This window comes from Cellulomonas sp. RIT-PI-Y (assembly GCF_025642745.1).
Taxonomy (GTDB): Bacteria; Actinomycetota; Actinomycetes; order Actinomycetales; family Cellulomonadaceae; genus Cellulomonas.
Genome location: NZ_JANZKP010000011.1, coordinates 41,514 through 58,376, shown reverse-complemented (window position 1 = coordinate 58,376; position 16,863 = coordinate 41,514). Strand labels below are relative to the sequence as shown.

The 16,863-nt window shown below is 73.4% G+C and carries 14 protein-coding genes and 1 pseudogene; 12 read left to right on the top strand and 3 right to left on the bottom strand.

Features of this window, described 5'->3' with window-relative positions:
- Positions 1-38: 38 nt before the first annotated feature.
- The 3 genes from OGL89_RS05800 to OGL89_RS05790 are packed head-to-tail and all read right to left on the bottom strand — an operon-like array spanning position 39 to position 2,544.
- Positions 39-920, bottom strand: coding sequence for a metal ABC transporter permease (locus tag OGL89_RS05800; RefSeq protein WP_263118953.1), 882 nt, complete (start codon positions 918-920; stop codon positions 39-41).
- Positions 917-1,657, bottom strand: a complete 741-nt coding sequence (locus OGL89_RS05795) for a metal ABC transporter ATP-binding protein (protein ID WP_263118951.1) — start codon at positions 1,655-1,657, stop codon at positions 917-919. The genes OGL89_RS05800 and OGL89_RS05795 overlap by 4 nt, the downstream gene beginning before the upstream one ends.
- Entirely contained in the window at positions 1,654-2,544 is an 891-nt protein-coding gene (locus OGL89_RS05790; protein ID WP_263118974.1) for a metal ABC transporter substrate-binding protein, read from the bottom strand. The genes OGL89_RS05795 and OGL89_RS05790 overlap by 4 nt, the downstream gene beginning before the upstream one ends.
- Before the next feature lie 140 nt (positions 2,545-2,684).
- Between OGL89_RS05790 and OGL89_RS05785 the strand changes: the two genes are divergently transcribed.
- From OGL89_RS05785 to OGL89_RS05730, 12 genes and pseudogenes are all read left to right on the top strand, one after another.
- Positions 2,685-3,680: an ABC transporter substrate-binding protein gene (locus OGL89_RS05785; RefSeq protein ID WP_263118950.1), complete on the top strand. Its 996-nt coding sequence runs from the start codon at positions 2,685-2,687 to the stop codon at positions 3,678-3,680.
- Positions 3,677-4,441 carry a class I SAM-dependent methyltransferase gene (locus OGL89_RS05780; RefSeq protein ID WP_263118949.1) on the top strand — a complete coding sequence of 255 codons (765 nt, stop codon included), beginning with the start codon at positions 3,677-3,679 and terminating at the stop codon, positions 4,439-4,441. The genes OGL89_RS05785 and OGL89_RS05780 overlap by 4 nt, the downstream gene beginning before the upstream one ends.
- Positions 4,413-5,450 (top strand): iron ABC transporter permease, encoded by a 1,038-nt coding sequence (locus tag OGL89_RS05775; protein WP_263118948.1) that lies wholly within the window; start codon positions 4,413-4,415, stop codon positions 5,448-5,450. Before OGL89_RS05780 ends, OGL89_RS05775 begins: the two co-directional genes overlap by 29 nt.
- Positions 5,447-6,277: an ABC transporter ATP-binding protein gene (locus tag OGL89_RS05770; RefSeq protein WP_263118947.1), complete on the top strand. Its 831-nt coding sequence runs from the start codon at positions 5,447-5,449 to the stop codon at positions 6,275-6,277. Before OGL89_RS05775 ends, OGL89_RS05770 begins: the two co-directional genes overlap by 4 nt.
- A 107-nt stretch (positions 6,278-6,384) precedes the next feature.
- Positions 6,385-6,507 carry a hypothetical protein gene (locus OGL89_RS05765; protein ID WP_263118946.1) on the top strand — a complete coding sequence of 41 codons (123 nt, stop codon included), beginning with the start codon at positions 6,385-6,387 and terminating at the stop codon, positions 6,505-6,507.
- Positions 6,504-6,593, top strand: a complete 90-nt coding sequence (locus OGL89_RS05760; protein WP_263118945.1) for a potassium-transporting ATPase subunit F — start codon at positions 6,504-6,506, stop codon at positions 6,591-6,593. Before OGL89_RS05765 ends, OGL89_RS05760 begins: the two co-directional genes overlap by 4 nt.
- Positions 6,593-8,263, top strand: coding sequence for a potassium-transporting ATPase subunit KdpA (gene kdpA, locus OGL89_RS05755; RefSeq protein ID WP_263118944.1), 1,671 nt, complete (start codon positions 6,593-6,595; stop codon positions 8,261-8,263). The genes OGL89_RS05760 and kdpA overlap by 1 nt, the downstream gene beginning before the upstream one ends.
- Before the next feature lie 5 nt (positions 8,264-8,268).
- Entirely contained in the window at positions 8,269-10,437 is a 2,169-nt protein-coding gene (gene kdpB / locus OGL89_RS05750) for a potassium-transporting ATPase subunit KdpB (protein WP_263118943.1), read from the top strand.
- A gap of 24 nt (positions 10,438-10,461) precedes the next feature.
- The gene (kdpC, locus tag OGL89_RS05745) at positions 10,462-11,067 is read left to right on the top strand and encodes a potassium-transporting ATPase subunit KdpC (protein ID WP_263118942.1); all 606 of its coding nucleotides are present in this window, start codon (positions 10,462-10,464) and stop codon (positions 11,065-11,067) included.
- Positions 11,067-11,542: pseudogene (locus OGL89_RS05740) on the top strand (histidine kinase); the annotation flags it as partial. The gene kdpC and the pseudogene OGL89_RS05740, both read left to right, overlap by 1 nt.
- A 264-nt stretch (positions 11,543-11,806) precedes the next feature.
- Positions 11,807-14,497: a hypothetical protein gene (locus OGL89_RS05735; protein ID WP_263118941.1), complete on the top strand. Its 2,691-nt coding sequence runs from the start codon at positions 11,807-11,809 to the stop codon at positions 14,495-14,497.
- A gap of 128 nt (positions 14,498-14,625) precedes the next feature.
- Positions 14,626-16,863, top strand: coding sequence for a DEAD/DEAH box helicase (locus tag OGL89_RS05730; protein WP_263118940.1), 2,238 nt, complete (start codon positions 14,626-14,628; stop codon positions 16,861-16,863).

Below are 16,863 nucleotides of genomic sequence, written 5' to 3'. Positions count from 1 at the left end.
ACCCCGTGCCGGTCCCGGTCCGGGCGAGGGCGCGCGTCTCACCCGGGAGACCGCCCGGCGCCGGCGGCGACGGATCGGTGACCCGCCAGTCGCCGGCCGAGGACGCCGTGCCGGGGGCCGAACAGGTAGACCACCGCGAACACCGCCCCCTGGACCACGACCACCAGCCCACCGGACGAGGCGTCCCACCAGTAGCTGAGAGAGAGGCCGAGCACCGCGGAGATCGCGGCCAGGGCCGGGGCGAGCACCAGCATCCGCCCGAACCGGTCGGTGAGCAGGTGGGCGGTGGCACCGGGGATGATCAGCAGCGCGACCACGAGGACGACCCCCACCACCTGCAAGGCGACCACGGCGGTGAGCGCCAGCAGTCCGAGCAGCAGGGCGCCGAGCCGGCGGGGTGACAGCCCGATCGCGTGGGCGTGGGTGGGGTCGAAGGCGTAGAGGGTGAGGTCACGGCGCTTGAGGATCAGCACGGTGAGCGCCACGACGGCCAGGACGGCGATCTGGGTCAGGTCCGCGGCGGAGACGCCGAGGACGTTGCCGAAGATGATGTGGTTCAGGTCGGTCTGGCTCGGGGTGACCGAGATCAGCACCAGGCCGAGAGCGAACAGCGTGGTGAAGACGATGCCGATCGCGGCGTCCTCCTTCACCCGGCTGGTGCCGCGCACGGTGCCGATCAGTCCGACCGCGAGCAGGCCGAAGACCAGGGCGCCGAGCGCGAACGGGACGCCGAGCACGTAGGCCAGCACCACTCCCGGCAGCACGGCGTGCGAGACGGCGTCACCCATCAGGGACCAGCCGATCAGCACCAGCCAGCAGGACAGCACGGCGCAGACCACGGCGGCGATCACGGTCGTGACCAGGGCCCGGACCATGAACTCGTACTGCAGCGGCTCGAGGAGCAGGTCGAGGACGCTCATGCCGCCGTCCCCCGGCCGAGCACGTCGAGGCCGAAGGCGCGGGCCAGCGTCTCCGGCCGCAGCGCCTCGGCCACCGTGCCGCGGAACAGCACCCGGCGGAGCAGGAGCACCGCCTGGTCGGCGAGCTGCGGCAGCGCGTGCAGGTCGTGGGTCGAGACCACCACCGTGCAGCCGTCGTCGGCCAGCTCGCGCAGCAGGCGGACGACGGTCGCCTCGCTGCGCTTGTCGACCCCGGCGAAGGGCTCGTCGAGCAGCAGGATCCGCGCGCCCTGGGCGATGCCGCGGGCCACGAACGCCCGCTTGCGCTGGCCGCCGGAGAGCTGTCCGATCTGCCGGCCGGCCAGCCCGGTGAGTTCGACCCGGTCCAGCGCGTCGGCCACGGCCGCGCGGTCTGCGTCGCGCGCCCGGCGGGTGGGGCCCTGCCGGCCGTACCGGCCCATCATCACCACGTCCCGGACGTCGACCGGGAAGCTCCAGTCCACCTCCTCGCTCTGCGGGACGTAACCGACCAGCCCACGCCGCCGCGCCGTGTGCGGGTCGGCCCCGTCCAGCAGCACCGTGCCGCTGTCGGGGCGGACCAGTCCCATCAGCGCCTTGAACAGGGTGGACTTGCCGGAGCCGTTCATCCCGATCAGCCCGGTGACCCGGCCGGGCGGCAGGTCGAGGTCCACCCCCTCCAGCGCCCGGACCGGTCCGTAGCTGATGCTCAGGTCCCGCACCACCACCGCCGCGGTCATGCCCCGGCCCCGGTCAGGGCGTCGACGATGGTGTCCGCGTCGTGCCGGATCAGGTCCAGGTAGGTCGGCACCGGCCCGTCCTGCTCGGACAGCGAGTCGACGTACAGCGTCCCGCCGAAGACCGCGTCGGTGGCCGAGACGACCTGCTGCATCGGCTTGTCCGAGACGGTGGACTCGCAGAACACGGCGGGGACGTCGTTCGCCCGGACGTACTCGATCACCGCGGCGATCTGCTGCGGGGTCGCCTGCTGCTCGGCGTTGACCGGCCAGATGTACCGTTCGTCCAGTCCGGCGTCCCGGGCCAGGTAGGAGAACGCACCCTCGCAGGTCACCAGGGCGCGCTGCTGAGCGGGCAGCACCGCCAGCTCGTCGACCAGGTCGTCCTGGATGCCCTGCAGCTGCTCCTGGTAGGAGGCGCCGTTCGCGGCATACTCCTCCGCGTGCTCCGGGTCGAGGTCGCTGAACGCCCGGACGATGGTATCGACGTAGAGCTGCACGTTCGCCGGGCTCATCCACGCGTGCGGATTCGGCTTACCGGCGTAGGCGTCCCCCTCGATCTCCATCACCTCGACGCCGTCGGAGACCACCACGTGCGGGGCGTCGACCGACTCGACGAACTGCTCGAACCACAGTTCGAGGTTCAGTCCGTTGTCCAGGATGAGGGCCGCGTCGGCGGCCTCGGCGATGTCGCCGGGGGTCGGCTCGTAGCCGTGGACCTCCGCCCCGACCTTGGTGATCGACTCGACCCGCAGGTGGTCGCCCGCCACGTTCCGCGCGATGTCGGCCAGCACGGTGAACGTGGTGAGCACCACGGGCCGGTCGTCGTCCGCGCTCCCGCCCCGTTCCGCCGGGACACATCCGCCGAGCAGGAGTGCCGCCGCCAGCATCCCGCCGATCGCCATCCGTGAGGTACGCACCATGCTCCTTCGGTCGAAGTTCGGACCTCCGAACTTAAATGCTCTCTAGGCCGCAGTCCAGCCCCTCCGACCTGGCCCGAGCTCGGGCCGCGGTGCCTTATGCTGGTCCTATGAGAACGATTGTCATTCCCATCGCAGCCCTCGCGCTGCTCGCGAGCGGGTGCAGCGCGAACCCGGACGCGGACCCCACCCCGGAGGCCCGGACGACCACCGTGTCCAGCTGCGGGCTGGACCTGACCGTCGACGCCGCCCCCGAGCGCGCGGTCACGCTGGAGCAGGGCGCGACCGAGCTCCTGCTCGCCCTCGGCCTGGGCGACGCGATGATCGGCACCAGCTATCTGACCGACGCCGTGGCCCCGGAGTTCGCCGACGCCTATGCGCAGATCCCCGTGCTCGCCGACCAGTACCCGACCGCGGAACAGCTGCGCGAGGCGAACCCGGACTTCGTGTACTCGATGCGCGCCTCCGCCTTCTCCGCGGACGCGGTCGGCGAGCGGTCCGAGCTGATCGGGCTCGGCGTCCCCGCCTACCTGTCCTCGAACGACTGCGAGGACACCGCCCTGATCGCCGAACGGGCCGGATTCGACCAGATCTTCGGTGAGATCTCCGACCTGGCGAGCGTCTTCGGCGTCGAGGACCGCGGTGCGGAGCTGATCGCCGCGCAGCAGGAGACCCTGGACCGGGTCGCCGACTCCGCCGGAGCCCTGGACACGATGGACGTGGTGTGGATCTACTCCACGATCAACGGCGCCCCGATCGTCGCCGGCAACGCCGGACTCCCCCAGACCTTGACCGAGCTGGCCGGGGCCGACAACGCCTTCGACGACCTGGACGCCCAGTGGACCGAGACCAGCTGGGACCAGATCGCCCAGCGCGACCCGGACGTGCTGGTGCTGGCCGACCTGTCCCGCGGCCTCGACGGGGACAGCGCGCAGGACAAGATCGACGCCCTGCGCGCGGACCCGGTCACCGCCGGGCTGACCGCCGTGCAGCAGGACCGCCTGGTCGCCGTCCCCGCCACCGAGATGGATCCCTCGGTGCGCAGCATCGACGCCCTGGCCACCCTGTCCGGTGCCCTGGTCGAGTACGCGGGGGCGACGTCATGAGCGCTGCGACGCCCGCGTGGGGCCGGGCGCAGCTGGACGCGTGGGACCGCCAGCAGGCGGCCTACATCAACCGCCGCGAGGACCGGTTCGCCGTCATGCTGGACGTGCTGGCCGAGGTCGCCCCCGCCGATGCGGTGATCGTCGACCTCGCCTGCGGTCCGGGGTCGATCTCGGACCGGGCCCTCCGCCGGTTCCCCGGGATGACCTGCCTCGCGGTGGACTACGACCCCGTACTGCTCGCGCTGGGCCGCCTGGCCCTGGCCGAGCACGGTGAGCGGGTCAGCTTCCGGCAGGCCGACCTGTGGGACCCGCGCTGGACCGAGGTGCTGGCCGGGGAGCGTCCGCACGCGGTGCTGTCCTCCACCGCGCTGCACTGGTTGCCCGCGGACGTCCTGACCCGGGTCTACCGGGACGTCGGGGAGGTGCTGCGTCCCGGCGGCCTCCTGCTGAACGCCGATCATCTCCGACAGCCCGGCGGACGGCCGCTGTTCGAGGAGCTCGGCCGCCGCGACGACGCCGCGACCCAGGCACGGGACCACGCCGCGGGCGCCCAGAGCTGGGACGAGTGGTTCGCCACGATCGCCGGGCATCCGCAGCTCGCACCGCTGGCGGCCGAGCGGGCCCGCCGGTTCGCCGGCCGGCCGGCCAACCCGGACCTGAGCCTGGCGTTCCACGTCGCCGCGCTGCGGGCCGCCCGGTTCCGGGAGGCCGGACCGGTGTGGCAGCACCTCGATGACTACGTCGTCCTCGCCCAGCGCTGACCGGGCACGCGGGATCACGACGGCCACCGGAGCACTCCTGCTGCTCGCAGCGGGTGTCCTGGTGGCCGTCGCGGTCGGCGGCGGGGACATCGGCTGGTCACAGACCCTGAGGTCGCTCGGCAGTCACCTCGGACTCCCGGTCGATCCCCTGCCCGCCCTGACCGACTCGGTGGTCTGGCAGCTGCGCCTGCCGCGTGCGCTGCTGGCCGCGGTGGCCGGTGCCGGTCTGGCGACCTGCGGCGTGGCACTCCAGGCGGTGACCCGCAGCGCGCTCGCCGAGCCGTACCTCCTCGGCATCTCCTCCGGGGCCTCCACCGGTGCCGTGCTGGTGCTGGTCGCCGGACTGGGCTCCGGGGCGCTGTCTCTGGCGGCGGGCGCCCTGGTCGGGGGGCTGGTGGCGTTCGCGCTGGTGCTGGTGCTGCTCGGCCGGCACGGCGCGAACACCGGGCGGCTGGTCCTCACCGGCGTGGTGGTCGGCCAGCTCTTCACCGCCATGACCTCGCTGGTGCTGCTCGGCTGGGGGGACGCGGACGCGGCGCGCGGCCTGACCTACTGGCTCACCGGCTCGCTCGCCGCCGCGCGCTGGCCGGCCGTCCTGCTGTGCGGCGCCGTCACCGTGGCCGCCCTCCTGGTGCTGCGGCTGATCGCCGCCGATCTGGACTCCTTCGCCTTCGGCGCCATCGCCGCCGGATCCCTCGGCGTGCCGGTGGCGGCGGTCCGCACGGTCGCCCTGATCGCGACCGCGGCGGTCACGGCGGTGGTGGTCTCCGCTGTCGGCGCGATCGGATTCGTCGGCCTGATCGTCCCGCACGCGGTCCGTGCCCTGGTCGGACCGTCACACCGCCGCCTGCTGGGGGCCAGCGCCTTCGGCGGTGCGTGCTTCCTGCTGATCGCCGACCTGGTCGGCAGGACCGCCCTGGCACCCCGACAGCTCCCGGCCGGGGTGATCACGGCACTGATCGGGGTCCCGGCGTTCCTGATCATCCTGCACCGGAGGGAGCGGACATGAGCAGTCTGCACGGCGAGGGACTGCGCTACACGGTCCCCGGCCGGCCGGAGCCGATCCTCGCGGATGTCGGCCTCGCGATCACGCCGGGCCGGGTCACCGGCCTGCTCGGCCCGAACGGTTCCGGCAAGTCGACCCTGCTGCACCTCCTGGCAGGGGTGCTCACCCCGACGGCGGGCACGGTGCTGGTCGACCGGCATGCGCTCGACCGGATCCCGCGGCGCGAGCGAGCCCGGACCCTGGCGATGATGGAGCAGTCCAGCGACACCGACACCGACCTGACCGTCCGGGACGTCGTCGCGCTGGGCCGGCTGCCGCATCGCGGCCGGCTCGCGCCCGAGACGCCGCAGGACACCGCGGCCTGTGCCCGGGCGCTGGCCGCGGTCGGGATGACCGGCACGGAACGGCGGCGCTGGCGCACGCTGTCCGGCGGGGAGCGCCAACGGGTCCAGGCGGCCCGGGCCCTGGCCCAGGAGCCGGCCGTGCTGCTGCTGGACGAGCCCACGAATCACCTGGACATCCGGCACCAGCATCAGCTCCTGGCGCTGCTGACCCGGCTCGCGGGTGCGGGCACGACCGTGGTGGTGGTCCTGCACGATCTGGCGCTGGCCGCGCAGTACTGCGACGACGCCGTGGTGCTCGCCGCGGGCGGCGTGTACCGCGCCGGGCCGACCGCAGAGGTGCTCACCGCCGACACCCTGCGCCGGGTGTTCGGGGTCGAGGCCCGGATCGAGCGCACGGGTGAGCGGGTGTCGGTCCAGGTGGTGGGGGTCGCGACCGGGGAGCACGGGTCGCCGGCCGAGCCCGCGGCGCACGGGATGCGTGAGTAATCGCCGCCGACCCGTATGGAAGTCGTCAGGATGGCCGCCGGTCCCCCGTAGCGGGCCTGTGATGGTCCGTGGCCCGGCGAACGCCGGTCCCGTCGTCTCCGGAGCGCGTGCGCCGGAGCGATGACGCACCACGTGGGGAGCCCCCTGTGCTGGACCTGGTGTTCGTGGCGGCCGTCGTCGCCCTGTTCGCGCTCGTGAGCGCCGTCGCGGCGGGGGTCGAGAAGCTGTGACGGTCCTGAACCTGGTGGCCGCCGTCCTCGGCGTGGCCGCCGTCGTCTACCTGGTGTGGGCGCTCGTCAAGCCCGAGAAGTTCTGATGGCCGCCTGGCTCGCGATCGGCCAGATCGTCCTGGTGCTCGCGCTGGTCGCCGCGGTGTACCGCCCGCTGGGCGACTACATGGCCCGGGTCTACACCGGCGACCGTGATCTGCGGATCGAGCGCGTGCTGTACCGGGTGATGGGGGTGGACTCCCGCTCGGAGCAGACCTGGCGGTCCTACGTCCGGAGCCTGCTGGCGTTCTCGCTGGTGAGCGTGCTGTTCGTCTACTTGCTCCAGCGCGCCCAGTCCTGGCTGCCCTGGGACCTCGGGCTGCCGGCGGTCGGCGAGCACCTGTCGTTCAACACGGCGATCTCGTTCGTGACGAACACGAACTGGCAGTCGTACTCCCCGGAGGCGACGCTCGGCTACGCGGTGCAGGCGGTCGGCCTGGCCGTGCAGAACGTCGTGTCCGCCGCGGTGGGCATGGCGGTGGCGATCGCCCTGGCGCGCGGCTTCGCCCGCCGCCGGTCCGGCACGATCGGCAACTTCTGGGTCGACCTCACCCGCGGCACGCTCCGGATCCTGCTGCCGTTGTCCGTCGTCGCGGCGGTCGTGCTGATCTCCGGTGGCGTGATCCAGAACTGGGCGGGGCCGACCGAGGTCACGACGCTGGCCGGCGGCACCCAGTCGATCCCGGGCGGTCCGGTCGCCTCGCAGGAGGCGATCAAGCTGCTCGGCACCAACGGCGGCGGGTTCTTCAACGCGAACTCCGCCCACCCGTTCGAGAACCCGACCGGCTGGACCTCCGCCGTCGAGGTGCTGCTCCTCCTCGCGATCCCGTTCAGCCTGCCGCGCACCTTCGGCCGCATGGTCGGCAGCGCGAAGCAGGGCTACGCGATCCTCGCGGCGATGGCGACGATCTTCCTGGTCAGCCTCACCCTGCTCACCGTGGTCGAGTCGCGCGGCGCCGGCACCGCGCCGGAGCTGGCCGGCGGCGCGATGGAGGGCAAGGAGCAGCGGTTCGGCATCGCGGCGACCACCCTGTTCGGCTCGGCCAGCACGCTCACCTCGACCGGCGCGGTCAACGGCATGCACGACTCGTTCACCGCGCTCGGTGGGTTCTTCCCGATGCTGAACATGATGCTGGGCGAGATCGCCCCCGGCGGCGTCGGCTCGGGCCTCTACGGCATGCTGGTCCTCGCCGTGATCGCGGTCTTCGTCGGCGGTCTGATGGTCGGACGCACCCCGGAGTACCTGGGCAAGAAGCTCGGCCCGCGCGAGATCAAGCTGGCGTCGCTGTCCATCCTGGTCACCCCGACCCTGGTGCTGGCCGGGACGGCACTGTCCTTCGCCCTTCCCGCGGTCCGGGCGGACGTCGAGTCCACCTCGATCTGGAACCCGGGCGTGCACGGGTTCTCCGAGGTGCTGTACGCCTTCACCTCCGCGGCGAACAACAACGGCTCGGCCTTCGCCGGTCTGACCGCCAACACCCCGTGGCTGAACACCGCGCTCGGGGTGGCGATGCTGCTCGGCCGGTTCCTGCCGATCGTCCTGGTGCTGGCGCTGGCCGGGTCCTTGGCGGCGCAGGACAAGGTCCCGGCCACCGCCGGGACGCTGCCGACCCACCGCCCGCAGTTCGTCGGCCTGCTCGTGGGCGTCACGGTGATCGTGACCGCCCTGACCTACTTCCCCGTTCTCGCGCTGGGTCCCCTGGCGGAAGGTCTGTGACATCCATGTCCCTCCACACCATCTCCGAGCCGGCGACCACCGGCTCCGCCCCGCACTCCGGAGCGGCCCCGGCCCGCGCGTTCGGGCTCGCGCAGCTCCGCGACGCCCTGCCCGGCGCGGTCCGCAAGCTCGACCCGCGGATCATGTGGCACAACCCCGTGATGTTCGTGGTCGAGGTCGGCGCGGCGCTCACCACCGTGCTCGCGGTCGTCGAGCCCTTCACCGGCGGCCCGGAGCCCTCCGGTGGCACGGCCACCCCGGTCACCTTCACCGCCGCGATCGCGGTCTGGCTGTGGCTCACCGTCGTGTTCGCGAACCTGGCCGAGGCCGTCGCCGAAGGCCGCGGCAAGGCCCAGGCCGACAGCCTGCGCCAGACCCGGTCCGCCACCCAGGCGGCCGTGGTCGAGGACTACCAGGCCGCCACGGACCCCGGTGCCGAGCACGCCCGGACCCGTCAGGTCGCCTCGCCCGAGCTCACGCTGGGCGACGTGGTCGTGGTGACCGCCGGCGAGCTGATCCCCGGCGACGGCGACATCGTCTGGGGCATCGCCTCGGTGGACGAGTCCGCGATCACCGGGGAGTCCGCCCCGGTCGTCCGCGAGTCCGGCGGCGACCGCAGCGCGGTGACCGGCGGCACCCGGGTGCTCTCCGACCGGATCGTCATGCGGATCACCTCCACGCCCGGCGAGACCTTCGTCGACCGGATGATCGCGCTGGTCGAGGGCGCCGCCCGGCAGAAGACGCCGAACGAGATCGCCCTGAACATCCTCCTGGCCTCGCTCTCGATCATCTTCGTCGTCGTCGCCCTCACCCTGGACCCGGTCGCGGACTACGCCGGGGCCTCGGTGAGCGTCCCCGTGCTGATCGCGCTGCTGGTGTGCCTGATCCCGACCACCATCGGCGCGCTGCTGTCCGCCATCGGCATCGCGGGGATGGACCGCCTGGTCCAGCGCAATGTGCTGGCGATGTCCGGGCGCGCGGTCGAGGCCGCGGGCGACGTCACGACGCTGCTGCTCGACAAGACCGGCACCATCACCTACGGCAACCGGCGGGCCGTCGCCTTCCTCCCGCTGAGCGGGGTGCGGGAGCTGGACCTGGTGCGCAGCGCCGCCCTGGCGTCGGCCGCCGACCCGACCCCGGAGGGCAGGTCCATCGTCGATCTGGCGGCGGACCGGTCTGCGGGCGACGATCCGGCCGCGCCGGTCGCCGGGACCGAGGTCGTGCCGTTCACCGCGCAGACCCGGATGAGCGGTGTCGACCTCCCCGACGGCACCCGGATCCGCAAGGGAGCCGGCAGCGCGGTGGTGGCCTGGCTCGAGGAGGCGGGCGCCCTGCCCGCCGCCGTCCGCACGGAGCTGGACCAGCACGTCACCCGCATCTCCGCCGACGGCGGCACGCCGCTGGTCGTCTCGGTCGAGGACGGCGACGGCACCGGACGCGTGCTGGGCGTGGTGCACCTGAAGGACGTGGTCAAGGACGGCCTGTCCGAGCGGTTCGCCGAACTGCGCGCGATGGGCATCCGCACCGTGATGATCACCGGGGACAACCCGCTCACCGCGAAGGCCATCGCGGCCGAGGCCGGGGTCGACGACTTCCTGGCCGAGGCCACGCCGGAGGACAAGCTCGACCTGATCAGGCGCGAGCAGGCCGGCGGCAACCTGGTGGCGATGACCGGCGACGGCACCAACGACGCCCCGGCCCTGGCCCAGGCGGACGTCGGCGTGGCGATGAACACCGGGACCTCGGCCGCCAAGGAGGCCGGGAACATGGTGGACCTGGACTCGGACCCGACCAAGCTGATCGACGTCGTCCGGATCGGCAAGCAGCTGCTGATCACCCGCGGTGCGCTGACCACGTTCTCGATCGCCAACGACGTGGCCAAGTACTTCGCGATCATCCCGGCGCTGTTCGCCGGGGTGTTCCCGGGGCTCGCGACGCTCAACATCATGCAGCTGTCGTCGCCGGCCTCGGCGATCCTGTCCGCGATCGTGTTCAACGCACTGATCATCGTCGCCCTGATCCCCCTGTCCCTGCGCGGCGTGACGTACCGCGCGGCGGCCGCCACCTCGATCCTCGGCCGCAACCTGCTGGTCTACGGACTCGGCGGCGTGGTCGCACCCTTCATCGGCATCAAGGCCGTCGACCTGCTCATCAGCCTGCTGCCGGGCTTCTGAGCCGGGCAGAGAAAGAGGAACGACATGAGCTCCCCCCGCACCACCTGGCCGCATCTGCGCGTCGCCCTGCGTGCCCTGCTCGTGATGACCGTGATCTGCGGCATCGCCTACCCGCTGCTGGTCACCGGTCTCGGGCGGATCATGCCCGCACGGGCGGACGGCTCGCTGGTCACCGACGCCGACGGCACCGTCGTCGGCTCGTCGTCGATCGGGCAGTCGTTCACCGACGCCGACGGAACACCCCTGCGGCAGTACTTCCAGTCCCGCCCGTCGGCAGCCGGGGACGGCTACGACGGCGCAGCGTCCTCCGGGTCGAACGACGGCCCGGAGAACGAGGACCTGATCGCGGCGATCGAGGGGCGGCGCGCCGCCGTCGCGGAGCTGGAGGGCGTGGACCCGGACGACGTGCCGGTGGACGCGCTGACCGCGTCGGGGTCCGGCCTGGACCCGGACATCAGCCCCGAGTACGCCGCGCTGCAGGTGCCCCGGGTAGCGGCCGAGCGCGGGCTGTCCGAGGACCAGGTCCGCGCGCTGGTGGCGGACGCGACGTCCGGTCCGGACCTCGGCGTCCTGGGACAGGCGAGCGTGAACGTCCTGGACCTGAACCTCGCGCTGGACCGTCTCGGCTGATGCAGCGGGGCCGTCTGCGTGTCCTGCTCGGCGCCGACCCAGGCGTCGGCAAGACCTTCGCGATGCTGGAGGCGGGCCGGGACCTGCGCGCGGACGGCAAGGACGTGGTGGTCGCGGTCGTGGAGACCCACGGCCGTGCCGCCACGGCCGCCCTGCTGGACGGACTCGAGGTCGTCCCCCGCGTCGAGGTCCAGCACCGGGGCGTCACCCTGTCCGAGCTGGACCTGGACGCCGTCCTGGCCCGGCGCCCGCGGTCGCGCTGGTGGACGAGTTCGCCCACACCAAGGCGCCGGGCTCCCGGAACGAGAAGCGCTGGCAGGACGTCGCCGAGCTGCTCGATGCCGGCATCCACGTCGTGACCACGGTGAACATCCAGCGCATCGAGTCGTTGAACGACGTGGTGCGCACGATCACCGGGGTCCCGCAGCGGGAGACCGTGCCCGATGCCGTGCTGCGCGCCGCCGACGACATCGAGCGGTGCGCCGTCCGGCACCGTGGCCGGATCCGACCGCACCGCCGCGGGGAGTGCCGGGTGCCCCCACAGCCCGGACTCCGTCTGTCCACAGTCTCGTCCCGCACCGCGTGGTCCCCAGCCCCGCGGGCCCGCCCCTGGTCCACTCGCCGTCGCGCTGGCTGACTCGTCGCCGTCACCACATCACCCCAGGCCCGAGCGCCCGGCACCGGACCTTCGTCGGCCCCGGCCCGCCGGGACGCCACCTGCGACGAAGGACGAGCACCCATGCGAGCCAGAACACCGTGGCACGCCCGCACCCCGGGCGGAGCCCTGACCCACCTCCTGATCGGCGTCGTCCTGGCCCTGGCCGGGCTGACCCTGGTCTCCCCCGCGACTGCACCGCCGGCCGCCGCCACCCAGGGCACCCTCGGCCAGGGCATCCATGTCCCGCTGCCCGGCTACGGCTCGACCTGGCTGGGCGCGTTCGAGCCCCCGACCGGCTCGGACGGCCGGATGTCCTGGTGCATCCAGATGTGGGTCGCACCCGGGGTCGGCGCGCCGCCGGTCACGGTCACCGCCCACGACGACCCGGTGCTGGCGTGGGTGGTGGAGACCTACGCCGACCCGGCCGACGCCCTCGCCCAGGCGGCCGTCGCCTACACGGTCCACCAGCGCGCCGAGGTCCCGGGCGTCGTGGCGAACGGGGACGTGACGCAGGCCAAGCGTCTGCTCGCGGACGCGGCACCGGCCGAGGTGCGCGAGCGGTCCGCCGCGATGGTCGCGGCCGCGGTCGCCCAGTCCGGGCCGTACCAGGACGCGACGCCGGTGGTCCGATCCGGCGACCTGCGCTACGGGGACCTGACCGGTCTCGGCGTGCTGAGCGCCTCCGGTGCCTGGGTCCGCGACCTCGAGGTCACCGCCGAGCTGCTGCAGCGCGACGCGGCCGGTGACCTGGTGCCGACCGACCGCGCCGTGTTCGACACCGATGCCGACCGTCGCGCCGGTCCGGACGAGTCGGCGACCTGGTCCGGTCGCACCCCGGACGGCCCGCTGACCCTGCACTACGCCGCCAGCGGGGTCGGGGACGTGGTGGCCCGGGTGCGGTTCACCGGGCTGCGGACGACGCGGCTGGTGCTCTACGGGATGGACGGCAGTCGGCAGGACAACCTGTCGCTCTCCCCCGGCCTGCCCGGCGAGCCCACCGAGCGACCCGCGCCGCCGGCCGAGTTCTCGGTCGCGAACGGCTTCCGCGTCACCGGGACCTCCGCGGTGGAGGACGCGATCCTCGACGCCGACGCCCCCGCCTGCGACACCCTCGACCTGCGCGCGGCGCCCGGCTACTCCTGGCTCTCGATCGAAGGCACCCCGGTGACCGTCCCGTTGGTCGCCACGCTCTGGCGCTCGGGTCTGCGTCCCTCCGCCGAGCTCGCCGATGCCCCCGCGGACGCCGAGCAGGTCGACACGGTGCGGATCGACGCGACCGGACCCGGGGTGTACCGGGCCTGCGCCGACCCCACCGCGGTGGCCGCGACCGACCCCGGCATCCTGACCTGGCAGTGGCGGACGGACCACGCCGCGATGCCGACCGATCGACGGGCGGTGCTGCTGTCCGCCTGGCAGGACACCTTCGGGCTGCCGGACGAGTCCAGCTCGCTCCGGCACACCCCGGAGGTCGTGACCAGCCTGAGCGTGCGCGCCACCTCCGACGGGCTGCGCCTGATCGACGACCTGTGGGCCGAGGGCTACCCGAGCGATCACGGCGACTTCTCCGGCGGTGCCGGGTTCGGCGCCGATCGCCCGGTGGAGCGCACCGAGCTCTGGTTCTTCCCGTCCGACGTCCCGGTCGCCGACTCCGCACTGGACGACGGCACGGCCCGGCTGATCGGGTCGGTCGAGCGTCCCGCGGTGAACGGGTTCCAGACCCTGTCCGCGCCTGCGTTCGCCTGGCCCTCCGAGGCGGACACCGACGGCGACGGTGTGCTGGACCTGGAGCCCGGAACCGTCGCGGCCCGCACGGTCTTCGCCGGTGACGACCGCACCGCACCGATGACCACCTCGGTCACCGATCCGACCGAGCAGTTCACCCTCGTCCCTGCCCTGCCCGGGTCGGAGCCGCTCGCCCTCGCCACCACCATCCGGGTGGACGGCGACCCGGTGTCCGGCGCCGAGCTGGTGCTCCGGGACGCCACCGGGATCACCGGGACCGTCCCGGCGGAGGGCGTGCTGCTCGCCAACGACCTGTACCGCTGGACCGGTGACACCCCGGTCTGCTCCCCGGAGACCAGAGTCGTGGCCGGGGACCCGGTCCTGGTCACCACGGCGGGCCGGCAGCTGACCCCATCGACCACCCTCACCGCCGAACCGGGGGTGTCCTACGGCTACGTCGAGACCGCCCGGAACCCCGACGGCCAGGTCCTGCACCGCGGGGAGTGCGGCGCCGACTCCGAGACGATCCGGATTCCCGCACCGCCGGAGGTGGAGACCACGGCGCGCGCCGGCTCGGACCGGCCCACCCTCGGCGACGAGCTGTGGGACAGCATCTCCTGGCGGGGCGAGTTCCCGAGCGGTGCGACCACGACCGCGGAGTTGTTCCACGTCCCGGACGGACAGGAGCTCCGCTGCACCCCGGAGACACGGGTCTGGACCTCGGCACCGCTGATCATCGACCGGAGCCCCGGCTCCGCCGACACCGACCGGTACCGCACCACCGCCCCCGGCAGCTACGGGTTCGTCGAGACGACGCGCGACCGGGACGGCGAGGTGATCAGCACCGGTGTCTGCGGCGAGCCCTCGGAGACCCTGACCGTGGCCGACGTCCCCGGTGCGACGACGCCGTCCCTGCTGGCCACCACCGGCACCACCGTGCGGGTGCTGGCGGCGGTCGGGCTGACGGCGGTGGTGGTCGGCGCCGGTGCGATCGGCCTGCGGCGACGGCGTCCGGCGGTCGTGCCGTCGGCACCATCGACGGCCGGGTGATGCCGGGGCACCGCACCCGCTCGCCCGGGCACCACCTCCCCTCGTCGGGGCACGACGTCCTCGCGTGCGGGGACCACGTCCTCTCGCCCGGCGGTCCTCCGGGCCCCGCCCGGCTACCATCGGCGCCGATGCACCCCGCGACTCCGATCGAGCCAGGCCGTCCGGCCCGCACCCTCCTGGAGCGCCACCGTGCCGCCGCCGGACTGGCGCGCTCCGTGCTGGACCACCTGGATGCGGCCACCCTGCGCATCGCCACGATCGTCGAGTCCGACCGCGACGACCGGGTCCGGGCGGAGCTCGGCGTGGTCCCGGTGGTCCAGCTCGGAGCGATGACCGATCGGAATCTGCGCCTGCGCGCGCTGCAGGACGCCGGATACCCCACCGCCGCGGACCTGCTCGGGGTGTCCGCGGACACCCTGGACCGGATCCCCGGAGTCGGCGCGCAGACCGCCCGCAGCGTGGTCGCCGCGGTGGAACAGGTGGCCGCCGTGGTGCGGCGCGGACTGCCGGTCCGGCTGGAGATCGACCGCTCCGGCCGGCCGGACACCGCGACCACGATCGAGGTGCTGCGGCTCCTGGACCGGTTGATGCGGCTGACCCCGCTGGTCGAGCCGCACCGCCGGGCGCTGACCGAGTACGTGACGGCCGTGGGGGTGCATGCCCCGGCCGCGGAACCGGCGACCGGACGGCTGCGCTTCGCCCTGTCCCGGCCCGCGACCAGACGACGGACCCGGGACGCCCTGGCGGAGTTGGGCGAGTGGGACGCCGTCCTGGGCACCGACGACGACCCCAGGTCGCTCGCGTCCACCCTCCGCCGGCTGAGCGAGGCCTGCGCGGTGCCGGACACCGGGAGCTCCCAGCTCTGGGACGCGTTCGAACGCCGCGCGGCGGAGTTCTACACCGTGCTCGGCCGCATCGTCCCGCTGGCCCAGGACGTGCTGGCCGAACGCGGCATGCTCACCACGGAGCTCGCCGAGACCGTGGCCGCCTTCCCGCTGGACCAGAGTGCGCTGCGGGTGTCCTTGCGCGGGTACCAGGAGTTCGGCGCGCGCTTCGCCCTGACCCAGGGCCGGGTGCTGCTCGGGGACGAGATGGGTCTGGGCAAGACCGTCCAGGCCCTGGCGGCGATCGCCCACCTCGCGGCGCTCGGCGACCGGCACTTCCTGGTGGTCTGCCCCGCGGGTGTCCTGGTCAACTGGCTGCGCGAGATCCAGGCCCGGACCACGCTGCCCGCCCATCGACTGCACGGTCCGGACCGGGCCGGGGCGACGGCACGCTGGCGGACCGAGGGCGGCGTCGCCGTGACCACCTACGAGGCGCTGGCACACCTGGAGCTCGACGGACCGCCGGTCGCCCTGCTGGTCGTGGACGAGGCGCACTACGTCAAGAACCCGGACGCCCAGCGGTCCGCCGTGGTGGCGGAGTGGACCCGAGCGGTCTGGCGTGTCCTCTTCCTCACCGGCACCCCGATGGACAACCGGATCGAGGACTTCGTCGCACTGGTCCGGCTGCTGGACCCCGGCCTGGCCGACTCGTTCCCCCGGCATCTCGGCCTGGTCGGCGCCGACGCGTTCCGGCGGACCGTGTCCTCGGTCTATCTGCGTCGCAATCAGAAGGACGTGCTGGTGGAGCTCCCGGACCTGGTGCTGGTCGACGACTGGGTGGACCTCTCCCCCGCCGACGAGCGGGTCTACCGCGAGGCGGTCGCGAGCGGGAACTTCATGGCGATGCGCCGTGCTGCCTGGACCGTCGGCACCGCCGAGGAGTCGGCCAAACTGGACCGGCTCCGGTCGATCGTCGAGGAGGCCGGTGAGCAGGCGCGACGCACGGTGGTCTTCTCCTACTTCCGCGACGTGCTCGACCTGGCCGCGGACGCGTTGACCCGGCCGGGCGGTGCGCCGGTGTTCGGCCCGCTGACCGGATCGATGCCCGCGGACCGACGGCAGGAGGTGATCGACGCGTTCTCCGAGGGTCCCCGCGACGGGGTGCTGATCGCGCAGATCACGGTCGGCGGGGTGGGGCTGAACCTGCAGGCCGCCTCGGTGGCGGTGCTCTGCGAACCGCAGTTGACCCCCACCGCGGAGGCCCAGGCGGTCGCCCGGCTGCACCGGATGGGCCAGGTCCACGCCGTGGTCGCCCACCGGCTGCTGGCCGAGGACGGTGTGGACGAGCGGATCACCGAACTGCTGGCGCGCAAGCAGCGGACCTTCGACGCCTACGTCCGCGATTCCGCGCTGGCGACGTCGGCGGCGGCCGCGGTCGACGTCACCGAGGCACGGCTGGCGCGCGAGGTGGTCGAGCTGGAGCAGGCCCGTCTGGGGTACGGACCGGTCTGGGAGCAGCTGGCCGAGGAGGCGGACGGCTAG